15 protein-coding genes are annotated in these 13533 nt (G+C 68.9%); 6 read left to right on the forward strand and 9 right to left on the reverse strand.

Annotated elements, in window-relative coordinates; genetic code table 11:
- Positions 1 to 287: 287 nt before the first annotated feature.
- Positions 288 to 1001 carry a hypothetical protein gene (locus OG456_RS19365; RefSeq protein ID WP_266562647.1) on the reverse strand — a complete coding sequence of 238 codons (714 nt, stop codon included), beginning with the start codon at positions 999 to 1001 and terminating at the stop codon, positions 288 to 290.
- Between the two features lie 420 nt (positions 1002 to 1421).
- On the opposite strand from OG456_RS19365, the gene OG456_RS19370 reads away from it, so the two are divergent.
- Both OG456_RS19370 and OG456_RS19375 read left to right on the forward strand, forming a co-directional pair.
- Complete coding sequence (locus OG456_RS19370) at positions 1422 to 2444, forward strand: bifunctional lytic transglycosylase/C40 family peptidase (RefSeq protein WP_323136412.1); 1023 nt, start codon at positions 1422 to 1424, stop codon at positions 2442 to 2444.
- A gap of 234 nt (positions 2445 to 2678) precedes the next feature.
- Entirely contained in the window at positions 2679 to 3398 is a 720-nt protein-coding gene (locus OG456_RS19375; RefSeq protein WP_266562651.1) for a phosphatase PAP2 family protein, read from the forward strand.
- Here the strand turns inward: OG456_RS19375 and OG456_RS19380 are convergent.
- From OG456_RS19380 to OG456_RS19390, 3 genes are all read right to left on the reverse strand, one after another.
- Entirely contained in the window at positions 3319 to 3603 is a 285-nt protein-coding gene (locus OG456_RS19380) for a hypothetical protein (RefSeq protein ID WP_266562653.1), read from the reverse strand. The two genes, OG456_RS19375 and OG456_RS19380, sit on opposite strands and share 80 nt — an antisense overlap.
- 160 nt (positions 3604 to 3763) lie before the next feature.
- Positions 3764 to 5332: an FAD-binding oxidoreductase gene (locus tag OG456_RS19385; RefSeq protein WP_266562655.1), complete on the reverse strand. Its 1569-nt coding sequence runs from the start codon at positions 5330 to 5332 to the stop codon at positions 3764 to 3766.
- 72 nt (positions 5333 to 5404) lie between these two features.
- Positions 5405 to 5566, reverse strand: a complete 162-nt coding sequence (locus tag OG456_RS19390) for a hypothetical protein (RefSeq protein ID WP_165914664.1) — start codon at positions 5564 to 5566, stop codon at positions 5405 to 5407.
- A 96-nt stretch (positions 5567 to 5662) separates the two neighbouring features.
- On the opposite strand from OG456_RS19390, the gene OG456_RS19395 reads away from it, so the two are divergent.
- Together OG456_RS19395 and OG456_RS19400 are read left to right on the forward strand one after the other, a co-directional pair.
- Entirely contained in the window at positions 5663 to 6520 is an 858-nt protein-coding gene (locus tag OG456_RS19395; RefSeq protein WP_266562657.1) for a hypothetical protein, read from the forward strand.
- 97 nt (positions 6521 to 6617) lie between these two features.
- Entirely contained in the window at positions 6618 to 6818 is a 201-nt protein-coding gene (locus OG456_RS19400; protein ID WP_266562659.1) for a hypothetical protein, read from the forward strand.
- Between the two features lie 85 nt (positions 6819 to 6903).
- Here the strand turns inward: OG456_RS19400 and OG456_RS19405 are convergent, their stop codons facing one another.
- Positions 6904 to 7254, reverse strand: a complete 351-nt coding sequence (locus tag OG456_RS19405) for a metal-sensitive transcriptional regulator (protein ID WP_266562661.1) — start codon at positions 7252 to 7254, stop codon at positions 6904 to 6906.
- A 188-nt stretch (positions 7255 to 7442) separates the two neighbouring features.
- Between OG456_RS19405 and OG456_RS19410 the strand changes: the two genes are divergently transcribed.
- The gene (locus OG456_RS19410; RefSeq protein ID WP_100595596.1) at positions 7443 to 8063 is read left to right on the forward strand and encodes a DUF47 domain-containing protein; all 621 of its coding nucleotides are present in this window, start codon (positions 7443 to 7445) and stop codon (positions 8061 to 8063) included.
- Positions 8064 to 8072: 9 nt separating this feature from the next.
- On the forward strand, positions 8073 to 9071 hold the full coding sequence (locus OG456_RS19415; RefSeq protein ID WP_266562665.1) for an inorganic phosphate transporter: 999 nt from the start codon (positions 8073 to 8075) through the stop codon (positions 9069 to 9071).
- Between the two features lie 237 nt (positions 9072 to 9308).
- Here the strand turns inward: OG456_RS19415 and pstB are convergent, their stop codons facing one another.
- From pstB to pstS, 4 genes are all read right to left on the reverse strand, one after another.
- Positions 9309 to 10085: a phosphate ABC transporter ATP-binding protein PstB gene (gene pstB, locus OG456_RS19420; protein ID WP_100595598.1), complete on the reverse strand. Its 777-nt coding sequence runs from the start codon at positions 10083 to 10085 to the stop codon at positions 9309 to 9311.
- 25 nt (positions 10086 to 10110) lie between these two features.
- On the reverse strand, positions 10111 to 11181 hold the full coding sequence (gene pstA / locus OG456_RS19425; protein WP_266562668.1) for a phosphate ABC transporter permease PstA: 1071 nt from the start codon (positions 11179 to 11181) through the stop codon (positions 10111 to 10113).
- Positions 11178 to 12185 (reverse strand): phosphate ABC transporter permease subunit PstC, encoded by a 1008-nt coding sequence (pstC, locus tag OG456_RS19430; RefSeq protein ID WP_266562670.1) that lies wholly within the window; start codon positions 12183 to 12185, stop codon positions 11178 to 11180. Before pstC ends, pstA begins: the two co-directional genes overlap by 4 nt.
- 99 nt (positions 12186 to 12284) lie before the next feature.
- On the reverse strand, positions 12285 to 13415 hold the full coding sequence (pstS, locus tag OG456_RS19435; RefSeq protein WP_266562672.1) for a phosphate ABC transporter substrate-binding protein PstS: 1131 nt from the start codon (positions 13413 to 13415) through the stop codon (positions 12285 to 12287).
- Positions 13416 to 13533 lie beyond the last annotated feature (118 nt).

Raw genomic sequence — 13533 nt, forward strand, 5'->3', positions numbered from 1 at the left:
AGTGATCTGGCTGCTTGGCACGAACGTGGTGGCCGAGCTGGCCACATGGGCGAGGCAGGCCGCTGAGGTCGTCGCGTGGGCCCGGCGGTGTCGGCCTCGGGCCTATGGCTCAGCGTGGTCACCATCGCGGAAATCCGAGCGGGCGTGGCCAGTCTCTGAATCCGTGGGAGTAGCCAGGCCAGGTGCCCCGCGCAGACGATCCGCACTCGGCAGCTCTACGTTGCACCTGGGGCTGCACCTGGGACTGCACCTGGGGTTGCGCCGGAGTGGTGCCTGGGTGGTGCCTGTCAGCCGGCGCCCCCGGAGGCGGTTGGTGTCGGAGCCTGGGCATAAAGCGTGTCCCGGACGCGCAGGGCTGCCTTGGCAGCCAGGGCCACGGCGCCGTCGGGGCTGCTCTCCTCGGCCTCCTGGGTGTCGACGGTGACGATGACGGTGCCGATGCGCACCTCGACGGTGTACGACCAGCTCACGCCGCTGTTGGCCGGGTCATTCGGGTTGGTGTGCCTCCCGCGTGCCGTGAGGATCGCCTGGTCGCCGAGACCCGTGAGCCGCTCCGCAGCGCGGAACTCCGCCTCCGGCGCACCGTCCGTGTCCCTCATGTAGCTGGGGCAGGACTTGTGCAGCTGATACTGCAGCTCGAGATAGCGCTTGGCCTGCGAGTCCGGCAAAGAGGCCACCCGCTCGAACCCGACGGCCGTACGGCTGGCGTCCCGCTTGCTCGCCTCCTCGCTGGTCATCGGCCGCCGTGCGATGTACTGGGCTCTCGGGCCGTGCAACCCCCGCAGCTCCTCGAGCAGGCTGTTCACCTGCGCCCCGCAGTCCGCCCAGCCTGCCGACAGCCCCGCCCACTGGTTGATATCGCCCTCGTACACCTCTGCTTTGCTGGTCCCGGCCGGATGAATCTCCCCGGGCCGCAGCAGCGCGCTCTTGACCTGCGTGACGTTGAACGTCTGCCCATCGGCCGGTGTTCCGTCCACCCCGGCCACCGGGGGCGACGGCATCGGGAGCGTACTGAGATCCGGTTTCGGGGGCGTGGTGCTGCGCGGCGCTGAGGACGTGACGGAGGGCGGCTTGCTACCGCCGTCTGCGCCAGGGCCTGTGCTCTTCATGCCGCACCCAGCCGCCATCAGCAAGCCGACGGTCATCGCGCAGCAGGTGACCCGCACTCGCACAAGCCCTCCCCAGGAACGATCGGACCCGTCACTGCAAGCCCTCAAGTGACCTCGATACTCAAGTACATCGCCTGCTCAAACAAGCGCGCGACTTCCCAGGTCGGCAGACAAGCGACGTCGCTACGCGCGATCAGAGTCATGGCGTGGTCGCCGAAGATGCGGATCAAGTTTTCCGAGTAAGGAGATGGTCCACCCCGCCTGACGGGCCCGCATCTAGACTGATGGCCTTGCGACGGAGGGCGGTTGACGGTGCGTAAGGCGTGGGTCGTCGGGGGCGCGCTCGCCGCCGGAGGGACCGGGTTCGTGACGCTGCTGGTCGTCGGTACGTTCATGGCCGCAGGCAGTCTCGCGAGCGGGGTCGGCAAGGGGGCCGTGGGGCTCGCCAAGGGCGCCGTGCCCAGCGCGTACCAGTCGATCGTGCAGGAGTGGGGGAACCTCTGCCCCGCGATCAATCCGGCGCTGCTCGCCGCGCAGTTGTATCAGGAGAGCGGGTTCAACCCGAACGCGAAGAGCCCGGCGAAGGCGCTCGGGATAGCGCAGTTCATCCCGGGGACGTGGGCCGCGCACGGGGTCGACGGGGACGGGGACGGGGACCGGGACATCTGGGATCCGAAGGACGCCATTCCGTCCGCGGCCTCGTACGACTGCTCGCTCGCCAAGTACGTGAAGGACGCGCCGGGCAATCAGACCGAGAACATGCTCGCCGCGTACAACGCGGGCGCGTACGCCGTCATCAAGTACGGAGGCGTGCCGCCGTACCGCGAGACGCAGAACTACGTGAAGACGATCACGAACCTGGAGAAGAGCTTCGCCCGGCCGGTCGGCCGGGTGCAGCCGTCGCAGCAGGCGGCGGGTGCCATCTACTACGCGCAGAAGAAGCTCGGGACCGAGTATCTGTGGGGCGGGAACGGGACCGCCGATCAGGGCGGCCGGTTCGACTGCTCGGGGCTGACGCTCGCCGCGTACCGGGAGGTCGGGATCGAGCTGCCACGTGTCGCGAACGACCAGTACAACGCCGGGCCGCATCCCAAGCGGGACGAGCTGCTGCCGGGGGATCTCGTTTTCTTCTCGGACGATCTCACCGACAGCCGTGCGATCCGGCACGTCGGGATCTATGTGGGCGGCGGCTACATGATCGACGCGCCGCGTCCGGGTGCCGTGATCCGGTTCGACCCGGTCGACACACCCGACTATTTCGGGGCGACGAGGGTGACCGAAGATGGTGCGAAGGCCGTGCCGAGCGAGAGGCCGGACGGAAACCCCCAAGTGTGACGTGGCCGGAACTCTCCGTCAGAGCCCTGCCCTGAGCTGCGGCTTCGTGTCTCTCTTCGATAACGTCTGCGTGATCATTCAGTGGATTGTGGAACGAAGGAGAGGGGACCGTGCGTTCCTTTTCCTGAGCGATCGCGGATCGACGAAGACCGCGGATCTATGACCACGGGGGTGGACGAGCGGCGCACGACAGTGTGCGCCCACTGAGCAGCAAGACGAAGGGGCCGCGGCGAGATGGCTGGACTGGCTGGACTCTCGGCACTCGGGGCCTCCGGGTCCAACCCCGACGTCGGTCTGCTCTACGACATCAACGGCCTGGCGAAGGACGCCCCCGGCTGGGTCGACAGCACCATGGCGTTCGTCGGTGAGTACGGGCTGCTGCTCGCGCTCGTGCTGCTCACGCTGTGGTGCTGGTGGGGCGTGCGGAAGCGGGACTCGCTCGACGACGCCGCCTCGTCCGTCGCCTCCGTCGTCTGGGCGCCGCTCGCCGCCGGGATCGCCGTCCTGGTGAACGTGCCGATCCGCAGTTTCGTCGAACGGCCCAGGCCCTTCACCGACCACGACGGCCTCGACGTCCTGGTCAGCGGCAAGTCGGACTTCTCCTTCGTCAGCGATCACGCGACGCTCGCCATGGCCATCGGCGCCGGCCTCTTCGTCGCCCACCGAAAGTTCGGGCTCATCGGGCTGGGGCTCGCGGTGCTCGAAGGGTTCTGCCGGGTCTTCATGGGCGTGCACTACCCGACGGACGTCGTCGGCGGATTCGCCCTCGGCACGGCGGTGGCGCTGCTCCTGTCGCCGCTCGCGTCCGCGCTGCTCACCCCGCTGGCGCGCGCCGTCGGTCGCACGACGCGGCTGCGGTGGCTGGTGTGGTCGCCTAGCGCTGCTTCGCCGGCTCGGGAGGCGGTGGAGGTTCCTGAGGCCCGGGAGTCCGAAGAGCGGGATCTGGCCGCTTAGCCTCTTCGGCCGCACGTCGGCACAGGAGGGCGGTGCCGCCGCCGGCGGCCGCGAGCGCCACGGCGCCGGACGTGACCGCGAGGGAGCCCGAAGCGGGGTGGTCCGAGCCGTCGTCGGTGACGGCGGCGATCGTGACGCCCACGGCGAGCGCGACTGCGGCGAGCGCGAAGACGGCGGCTATGCGGGGTATCCGGGGCTTGTTCATGGTTCCAGCGGAACGCTGCGCTGTGCTTTGGGCCAGTTGAGGGCGTGTCGGGTGAGCCGTACGTGTCGCATACCGCTGGAACGGTCGTGTGTACGTGGGAGCCGGTGAGGGCCTGTCGCGCGGTTCCCCGCGCCCCTGACGGGGCGCGTCGGACGCGGGCTCAGAGTGCCTGCGGGAACGTGAAGAAGCGGTTCGGGTCGTACTGCTTCTTGACCGTCGTCAGGCGCGCGGCCGCGTCGCCGTAGTACGCCTTGCGCCAGTCCGTCAGCGTCGGGTCCGTGTAGTTCTGGTACGCCGCCCCCGACGCGTACGGGCGCATCGCCGCGTGGGTGGAATCGAGCCAGCCGCGGGCCGTGGAGCCGGACGTTCCGGCCCGCCAGGACACGATGTACTGCGCGAGCATCCGGGAGCGCCGGTGCACGAAGGCGGTGGCGGTCGGGTCGACGCGGTTGATCGCCCCGCCGAGCGCGGTCAGCGCGATGCTGCCGGCGCCCGAGGTGACGTTCTCCATCTTGGCGAACATGGCGCGGATGCCGGCCGAGGAGAGGGAGCGGTCGAAGAAGTCCGAGCGGGCCGCGTACGTCTCGCGCCCCAGCGCCCCCTGCGTGCTGCGCCCCGGGGTGGTGCCCGGCAGGTGGCACATCGCGTCCTCGGCGAACGCCGAGCAGCCCGCGTACACCTCCATCGACTCCTCGTAGGAGCGCCGCTTGAGGGAGACGTTCGACGCGGGGCCGGGGCCGCCGGGGCCGTCGGCGAGGCGGTCGACGGCGTTCTGGAGTTCGCGGTACGTGCCGAGGGAGAACGCGGCGATCGTGATGGTCGGCCGGCCGCCCACCGCGTTGGCTATGTGGCAGGACGACCAGATCTCGTCGGGCTGCGAGGGGCCCCACTCCTGCCAGGCCTTGAGGACGGCCGTGGCCTTCGACCAGGGCCAGGTCATGTACGCGGAGACGGCCTGCGGGGCGGGGTGCGTGCGGAAGCGGAGCTCGGTGACCACGCCGAAGTTGCCGTTGCCCGCACCGCGCAGGGCCCAGAACAGGTCCTTGTTCTCGCTCTTGTTCGCGACGACCTGCTTGCCGTCCGCCGTGATCAGCGTGGCCTGGGTGAGGCTGTCGCAGGTCAGGCCGTAGGCGCGGGAGACGACGCCGTGGCCGCCGCCGAGGGTGAGGCCGGAGACACCGACGGTGGGGCAGGAGCCGGCCGGTATGGTGACGCCCTTCGCGGCGAGCGCGCGGTACACGTCGATGAGCTTGGCGCCCGCGCCCACCACGGCCTCGCTCCCAAAGGCCCTGATCGCGGAGAGCTTGGACACGTCCAGGATCAGGCGGCCGTCGCCGGACGACCAGCCCGCGTACGAGTGGCCGCCGTTGCGGATCGAGACGGGCACGTGGTGGGCCCGCGCGTAGGCGAGCGTGGTGCGGATGTCGTCGGGGTGGGCGACGTAGGCGACGGCGGTCGGCTTCAGGCTGTCGAAGCGGGTGTTGTAGAGCTGGCGCGCGGCCGCCCACTTGGCCTGGCCGGGGGTGACGAGGGTGCCGTCGAGGTCCTTGGCGAGTGCCTTGAGGTTCGCCGCGGCGGAGGCGCTCGCGCTGGTGGTGCGGATGGGCGCGCTGGTCGTCGCGCTGGGCGTGGTCCGCCCGCCGGCCCCCGCCGAGCCGGTGCTGCATGCCGTGGCCGCGCCTGCCGTGACGGTGGCCGCGCCGACTGCGATGAACGTACGCCGATCCATGGACGCCTCCCGTTGGTTCCCGGGGTACGAGACGTCTCCGGGAAGCGCGGGGTTCCACGCCGGGCGGTCGGGTCAGGGGCGGGCCGTGTGCTCCTCGGCGTCGGTTCTCGCCTTCGAGCGGGCTCTGCGGGAGGGGCCACGCCAGCCGCACGTGCAGCGGGCGAGGCAGAAGCGGCCTTGTTCGGCCGTGGTCGTTCGGTGGGTCTCGGGGAGTTCGGACTGCTCTTGTGCCACAGCTCAACGGTACGCGTGACGGGTGCAGGCAACTGTCGTTATCCGGTCAACAGCGGGGCCGCGGACGCTCGGACAGGGCTTGGGGGCAGACAGGCGATGGTGCAGCACGAACGCGCAGCACGGGCGGTCGCGGCGGCCGCGACGGTCGGACTGATGGGCCTCGCCACCGGCTGTTCGGCCGCCGCCGAGGCGGACAACGAGAGCCCGGCCCAGTCCGCCGCCGCCGTGCACGACGCGGCCGACCGCCTGGTCAGGGAGGGCAGTTCCAAGGCCCGTACGTCCATGGAGATGGCGAGCGGCGGGACCCGCGTCACGATCAGGGGCGAGGGCGTCTACGACTACCGGGCGCGTGTCGGGCGGCTGAAGGTCGTGCTTCCGCAGGATCCTTCCGGCGCCGAGGAGCACCGGCCCATCACCGAACTTCTCGCGCCCGGCGCGCTGTACATGAAGAACAGGGGCGCGGGGGTGCCCGCCGACAAGTGGGTGCGGGTCGACACGGCCACCATGTCGGACGGGAACCTGGTCACGGGCGGGGCCACGGATCCGCTGGCCGCCGCCGAACTGCTGCGGGGCGCGCGCAAGGTGACGTATGTGGGGGAGAGCGAGCTCGCCGGGACGGAGGTCCGGCACTACCGCGGGACCATCGACATGGCGGCCGCCGCCCGTGCCGCCTCCCCGGCCAGCCGGCCGTCGCTGGCGGCCGCGGCGAAAGGGTTCGCCAAGGACCAGGTGCCGTTCGACGTGTACCTCGACGACGAGGGCAGGATCAGGAAGGTGCGCCACCGGTTCAGCTTCGTGAATACGAAGGTGACGGCTTCGGTGAAGGGGAAGGGCGGGAAGAGGGAGGTCGTCGATGTGGCGTCCACCACTCTTCTCGACGGCTTCGGGATTTCGGCGAATATCGAACTTCCCGACACAAAGGACATCTTCGCCGGGAAGATCGCCGAGAATTAGCCGTCCGGAAATGGTCCGTCCGTGCCATGCGCGGCGCGTAGGCCGCTCCCTACTCTAGGAAGTCGGTTACGGCTACGGCTTACGGCTGGAAGAGGTGATGAGCGTGGCTCCGGTGGGCGGCACGGCGGTTCATGACCACGTCGCCCTCGCCGAGATCGAGCTGTGCGGTGAATTGATCATCGCGGCGTCCGCCGCGGATGAGGACCGGCTCAGTGCGGACCGTATCGACGAGGTGCTGAGGGTCGCCGAGGAGCGGTGGCCCCGGGACGAGGACCCCGGGGAGGTCCTGAACCCGTGAGGGGCGCGGCCGGCTGTCCGGCGCGCCCCGGCTCCGGGTCACGTATCTCACAGGGGCAGGGCGCGCGGTGCGCGGCCCGGGCGTCTCAGGTGCGCAGCATCCGCGCGATCGCCTTCGTCGCCTCCTCGACCTTCGCGTCGATCTCGTCGCCGCCCTTGACCGCCGCGTCGGCGACGCAGTGGCGCAGGTGCTCCTCGAGGAGCTGGAGCGCGAAGGACTGGAGGGCCTTGGTGGAAGCGGAGACCTGCGTGAGTATGTCGATGCAGTAGACGTCCTCGTCGACCATGCGCTGCAGGCCCCGGATCTGGCCCTCGATGCGACGCAGGCGCTTGAGGTGCTCGGCCTTCTGGTGGTGGTACCCGTGGATTCCACGGTCGTGGTCCGTCACGTTCTCGCCGTCGTGGTCGGTCACGATCTCGGTCGCTTCCGTGGTCATCGCGTCCTCCCGTTGTATACCCCTAGTGGGTATATGGTACCGAATTCCGAGGGGGTCCGACGGGTTCGCGGGACCCCGTGCTCATCACAGTGTCTGATGGGCGACACTGGGGTATTGCCGGTTAGCCGTGGCCGGATGATGCGCCTAGCATCAGCCTGACCGAATCCAAAGCACCCCGAGGACCCCACGTGCGCTTTCGTCTGACCCCCAGGGAGACGAGCTTCTACGACATGTTTGCCGCATCCGCGGACAACATCGTCACGGGCTCGAAACTCCTGATGGAACTGCTCGGGGCGGATTCCTCCGCCCGGGCCGAGATCGCGGAGCGGATGCGGGCAGCGGAACACGCCGGTGACGACGCCACCCACGCGATTTTCCACCAACTGAACTCCTCGTTCATCACGCCCTTCGACCGCGAGGACATCTACAAGCTCGCGTCGTCCCTCGACGACATCATGGACTTCATGGAGGAGGCCGTCGACCTCGTCGTCCTCTACCAGGTCGAAGAGCTTCCCAAGGGTGTGGAGCAGCAGATCGAGGTTCTGGCGCGCGCGGCCGTGCTGACGGCCGAGGCCATGCCGAACCTGCGGACCATGGACAACCTCACCGAGTACTGGATCGAGGTCAACCGCCTCGAGAACCAGGCCGACCAGATCCACCGCAAGCTGCTCGCGCAACTCTTCAATGGCAAGTACGACGCCATGGAGGTCCTGAAGCTCAAGCAGATCGTGGATGTGCTCGAAGAGGCGGCGGATGCCTTCGAGCACGTGGCGAACACGGTGGAGACCATCGCCGTCAAGGAGTCCTGAGGCCCTCTCATGGACACCTTCGCACTGATCGTGACGATTGGCGTCGCGCTCGGATTCACGTATACGAACGGCTTTCACGACTCGGCGAACGCGATTGCCACGTCGGTCTCCACGCGTGCGCTGACGCCTCGGGCGGCGCTCGCGATGGCCGCGGTGATGAACCTCGCCGGTGCCTTCATGGGCAGCGGTGTCGCCAAGACCGTGAGTGAGGGGATCATCGCCACGCCCGAGGGCAGCAAGGGGATGGGCATCCTCTTCGCCGCGCTCGTCGGCGCGATCATCTGGAACCTGGTCACCTGGTACTTCGGGCTGCCGTCCTCGTCGTCGCACGCGCTGTTCGGCGGCATGGTCGGTGCGGCGCTCGCGGGCGGGACGGCCGTCCACTGGTCCGGCGTGCTCGACAAGATCGTCATCCCGATGCTCACTTCGCCGGTGGTCGGTCTGATCGTCGGCTATCTCGTCATGTGCGCGATCCTGTGGCTGTTCCGGCGGTCCAACCCGCACAAGGCCAAGCGCGGCTTCCGTATCGCGCAGACGGTGTCGGCGGCCGGCATGGCGCTCGGCCACGGTCTGCAGGACGCGCAGAAGACGATGGGCGTCGTGGTGATGGCCCTCGTCATCTCCGGGCACGAGACCTACAGCGACCCGATCCCGGTCTGGGTCAAGCTCGTCTGCGCGCTGATGCTGTCCCTCGGTACGTACGCGGGTGGCTGGCGCATCATGCGGACCCTCGGACGCAAGATCATCGAGCTCGACCCGCCGCAGGGTTTCGCGGCGGAGACGACCGGTGCGTCGATCATGTTCGGCTCGGCGTTCCTGTTCCACGCGCCGATCTCGACGACGCACGTCATCACCTCGGCGATCATGGGCGTGGGCGCCACCAAGCGCGTGAAGGCGGTCCGCTGGGGCGTCGCCAAGAACATCGTCCTCGGCTGGTTCATCACCATGCCGGCCGCTGCGCTGGTCGCGGCGGCGAGCTATTGGGTCGTGAATCTCGCGTTCGGCTGACCGCGGGTGGAGTGATGCGGCTGGGGTCCGGGGGTCGTCCCCCGGGTTGATGCGGTATCACCATGCCGGCCGCCGCCGCGCTGGTCGCGGCGGCGGAGCTACTGGGTCGTGAATCTCGCGTTCGGCCAGTACGCAGTCTTCGTGGAACGAAAGAGGGCCCGCCCCCCGGGAGCCAGGGGGCGGGCCCTTTGCCTTGCGGTGGCACCGCCATGCAGCACCGCAAGGAGCAGGTGGTGTCTAGCCGAAGCGGCCCGAGATGTAGTCCTCGGTGGCCTGGACCGACGGGTTGGAGAAGATCCGCTCGGTCTCGTCGATCTCGACGAGCTTGCCGGGCTGGCCGACCGCGGACAGGTTGAAGAACGCCGTGCGGTCCGAGACGCGGGCCGCCTGCTGCATGTTGTGCGTCACGATGACGATCGTGAAGCGCTCCTTGAGCTCGCCGATCAGGTCCTCGATGGCGAGGGTCGAGATCGGGTCGAGGGCCGAGCAGGGCTCGTCCATGAGGAGCACCTGTGGCTCGACCGCGATGGCGCGGGCGATGCACAGACGCTGCTGCTGGCCGCCGGAGAGGCCGGAGCCGGGCTTGTTGAGGCGGTCCTTGACCTCGTTCCAGAGGTTGGCGCCCTTGAGGGACTTCTCGACGACGTCGCCGAGCTCGCTCTTCTTGTACGAGCCGTTCAGGCGCAGGCCCGCCGCCACGTTGTCGAAGATCGACATGGTGGGGAACGGGTTCGGGCGCTGGAACACCATGCCGACCGTGCGGCGCACGGCGACCGGGTCGACGTGGGTGCCGTAGAGGTCCTCGTCGTCCAGGAGCACCTTGCCCTCGACGCGGCCACCGGGGGTGACCTCGTGCATGCGGTTCAGAGTGCGCAGGAAGGTGGACTTGCCGCAGCCGGACGGGCCGATGAAGGCCGTCACGGAGCGGGGCTCCACGGTCATCGAGATGTCCTCGATCGCCTTGTGGGAGCCGTAGTACGCGGTGAGGCCGCTGACGTCGATTCGCTTGGCCATAACTAATTCACTTCCAGATGCCGCGTCAGCGGCCGGTCTTGGGGGCCTTCCAGCGGGCGATGCCGCGGGCCACCAGGTTGAGGATCATGATGAAGGCGATGAGGACGAGAGCCGCCGCCCATGCACGGTCGTACGCCGCCGGGCTGCCGCCGCTGTTCTGGTACTGCTGGTAGATGTACAGCGGCAGCGAGGACTGGGGTCCCTGGAACGGGTCCGTGTTGATGAGCGGGTTGCCCCAGACCAGCAGCAGTACGGGCGCGGTCTCACCGGCGATACGGGCGATGGCCAGCATCACACCGGTCGTGATGCCGCCGATCGACGTCGGCAGGACGACCTTGAGGATCGTGCGCCACTTCGGTACGCCGAGCGCGAGGGAGGCCTCGCGCAGCTCGTTCGGGACGAGCTTGAGCATTTCCTCGGTGGAGCGGACGACGACCGGGATCATCAGGATGGAAAGGGCCATCGACCCGGCGAAGCCGGAGTAGCTGAAGCCGAGGATCAGGATCCAGAAGCTGAGGATGAACAGGCCCGCGACGATCGACGGGATGCCCGTCATGACGTCGACGAAGAAGGTGACCGCCTTCGCGAGCTTGCCCCGGCCGTACTCGACCAGGTAGATCGCGGTGAGCAGGCCGATCGGCACGGAGATCAGGGTGGCGAGGCCGACCTGCTCCAGGGTGCCGATGATGGCGTGGTAGATGCCGCCGCCCGGCTCGTAGTCGGTGACGACGCCCATCGAGTGCGTCAGGAAGAAGACGTCCAGGACCTTCACGCCGCGCGAGACGGTCTCCCAGATCAGGGAGACCAGCGGGATCACGGCGAGGATGAACGCGACCCAGACGACGCTGGTCGCGACACGGTCCTTGGCCTGGCGCTTGCCCTCGACGGCGGCGGCGATGCCGTACGTGCCGAGCACGAACAGGACCGCGGCGATCAGGCCCCACTGGATCTGACTGCCGAGTCCGGCGCCCAGGCCGATCGCGCAGCCGATCGCGACGGCGCCGACGGCGATGGCGTACGGGGACCAGCGCGGCAGGCGCGCGGCGCTGAGGGAGTTGGTGCCGGGGGCCGGCGGGGTGATCGTTGCGTTGCTCATGCGTTGGCCCCCGAGTACTCCTTGCGGCGGGCGATGATCGCGCGGGCCGCACCGTTCACGACCAGCGTGATGATGAACAGGACCAGACCGGAGGCGATGAGCGCGTCACGGCCCTGCTCGGTGGCCTCGCTGAACTTCGCGGCGATGTTCTGCGCGAAGGTGCCGCCGCCCGGGTCGAGCAGGCTGGCGTTGATCTCGAAGCTGGGGGAGAGGACCGTCGCGACGGCCATGGTCTCGCCGAGCGCGCGGCCGAGGCCGAGCATCGAGGCGGAGATGACGCCGGAGCGGCCGAAGGGGATCACCGACATGCGGATGACCTCCCAGCGGGTGGCGCCGAGCGCGAGTGCGGCCTCCTGGTGCATCAGGGGCGCCTGCCGGAAGACCTCACGGCTGACGTTCGTGATGATCGGGAGGATCATGATCGCGAGCAGGATGCCGACGGCGAGGAGGGTGCGCGGGGCGCCGCCCTGCCACTCGAAGATGCCGGTCCAGCCGAAGTAGTCGTCGAGCCAGCTGTAGAAGCCGGTGAGGTGCGGCACCAGGAAGAGGGCGCCCCACAGGCCGTACACGATGGACGGTACGGCGGCGAGCAGGTCGACGACGTACGCGATCGTGCCGCCGAGCTTCTTCGGCGCGTAGTGCGTGATGAACAGCGCGATGCCGACGGCGACCGGGACGGCGATCGCCATGGCGACGACCGAGGAGACGATCGTGCCGAAGGCGAGGACCGCGATACCGAAGACCGGCGGGGTCGCGTTGGCGTTCCACTCGAAGGTCGTGAGGAAGTTGCCGTCGTTCTTGGACAGCACCATCGAGGCGCGGTAGGTGAGGAAGGCCGCGATGGCGGCCATGATCACCAGAAGCAGGATGCCGGAGCCGCGCGAGAGACCGAGGAAGATCCGGTCACCGGGGCGGGTGGCGCCGCGGGCCCCGCGCTTGTCGAGCGAGGGCGTCGGCGGGTCGGTGGGGGCGGGTGGAGCAGTCGTCTTCGTGGATATATCCATGGGGTTCTCCGGTCTGCGGAGCCGCGGTCGGGCGGCTCCAGGCGGCGGTGCACCGGACGGTGCGGCCCGCCCCCGATGGGGGGCGGGCCGCACGCTGGGTCAGCTCAGGCTCGCGATGGTGTCGCGGACCTTGGTGTTGATCTCGGAGGGGATCGGCGCGTAGCCGAGGGCCGCCAGGGAGTCCTGGCCGTCCTGGCTCGCGATGTAGGTGAGGAAGGACTTGGTGGCCGGGAAGGTGTCGGCCTTGTTGCCCTTGTCGCAGACGATCTCGTAGGTGACGAGGGTGATCGGGTAGGCGCCGTCGGCCTTCGTCGCGTAGTTCAGCTGGAGGGCGAGGTCCTTGCCGGTGCCCACGGTCTTGGCCTCGGAGATCGCCTTGGTGGCGTTCTCGACGGTGGCCTTGACCGGCGCGGAGGCGCCCGTGTCGAGGTCGACCGACTTGATGCCGTCCTTGGCGTAGGAGAGCTCGAAGTAGGAGATCGCTCCGGCGGTCTGCTTGACCTGCTGGGCGAGGCCGGAGGAGCCCTGCGCCGACTGGCCGCCCTTGGCCTGCCAGGCCTTGCCGCCCGAGTACTTCCAGTCCGCCGGGGAGGCGGCCTTGAGGTACTTGGTGAAGTTGTCCGTGGTGCCGGACTCGTCCGAGCGGTGGAACGCCTGGATCTTGGTCTTGGGCAGCTTCGCCTTGGGGTTCAGCTTGGCGATGGCCGCGTCGTCCCAGGTGCTGATCTTGCCGTCGAAGATCTGGGCGAGGGTCTTGGCGTCCAGGACCAGGTTGTCGACACCCGGGACGTTGTAACCGACCGCGATCGGGCCGCCGACCATCGGGAGGTCGATGCCCTGGCCGCCGGAGCAGACCTTCTTGGAGGCGGCGACCTCTTCGGGCTTCAGAGCGGAGTCCGAGCCGGCGAAGGCGACCTGGCCCTGGGTGAACGCCGTGACACCGGCGCCCGAACCCTCGGGCTTGTAGTTGATCTGAACGTCCTTGCACTCGGCGGTGTACGCCTTGACCCAGGCCTGGATGGCGTTGGCCTGCGCGGAGGAACCGTTGGCGAGGAGCTGGCCCTTGGCGTCGTCGCACTTGATGCTGCCGGCCTTGGCGGTCGGGCCGCTGCTCGAGCCGCCGTTGGCACTCGTGTCGTCCGAGCCGCACGCCGTGAGGGCCAGGGCGCCGGAGACGGCGATGGCGCCGAGGGAAAGGGCGCGGAGCCGGTTCTTGCGCTGAAGCTTCACTTTCGGATGTTCCTTCCAGGAGCCGCCGGTCGGTGATCCGGGACGGCGTGCGAAGTCTGTTCGTTCCAGGTAGGCGGTGCGGTGTTCGCCCGTGTGAGCGACTCGCACCGTGTAAGGC

The sequence above is a fragment of the Streptomyces sp. NBC_01446 genome (assembly GCF_026340095.1).
GTDB classification, from domain to species: Bacteria; Actinomycetota; Actinomycetes; order Streptomycetales; family Streptomycetaceae; genus Streptomyces; species Streptomyces aureus.

Excerpts from the sequence above, each read along its gene's own strand:
- OG456_RS19365 (WP_266562647.1), bottom strand. The coding sequence starts at position 1,001 with ATGCCGTCGCCCCCGGTGGCCGGGGTGGACGGAACACCGGCCGATGGG.
- OG456_RS19375 (WP_266562651.1), top strand. The coding sequence starts at position 2,679 with ATGGCTGGACTGGCTGGACTCTCGGCACTCGGGGCCTCCGGGTCCAAC.
- OG456_RS19380 (WP_266562653.1), bottom strand. The coding sequence starts at position 3,603 with ATGAACAAGCCCCGGATACCCCGCATAGCCGCCGTCTTCGCGCTCGCC.
- OG456_RS19385 (WP_266562655.1), bottom strand. The coding sequence starts at position 5,332 with ATGGATCGGCGTACGTTCATCGCAGTCGGCGCGGCCACCGTCACGGCA.
- OG456_RS19395 (WP_266562657.1), top strand. The coding sequence starts at position 5,663 with ATGGTGCAGCACGAACGCGCAGCACGGGCGGTCGCGGCGGCCGCGACG.
- OG456_RS19400 (WP_266562659.1), top strand. The coding sequence starts at position 6,618 with ATGAGCGTGGCTCCGGTGGGCGGCACGGCGGTTCATGACCACGTCGCC.
- OG456_RS19405 (WP_266562661.1), bottom strand. The coding sequence starts at position 7,254 with ATGACCACGGAAGCGACCGAGATCGTGACCGACCACGACGGCGAGAAC.
- OG456_RS19415 (WP_266562665.1), top strand. The coding sequence starts at position 8,073 with ATGGACACCTTCGCACTGATCGTGACGATTGGCGTCGCGCTCGGATTC.
- pstB (WP_100595598.1), bottom strand. The coding sequence starts at position 10,085 with ATGGCCAAGCGAATCGACGTCAGCGGCCTCACCGCGTACTACGGCTCC.
- pstA (WP_266562668.1), bottom strand. The coding sequence starts at position 11,181 with ATGAGCAACGCAACGATCACCCCGCCGGCCCCCGGCACCAACTCCCTC.
- pstC (WP_266562670.1), bottom strand. The coding sequence starts at position 12,185 with ATGGATATATCCACGAAGACGACTGCTCCACCCGCCCCCACCGACCCG.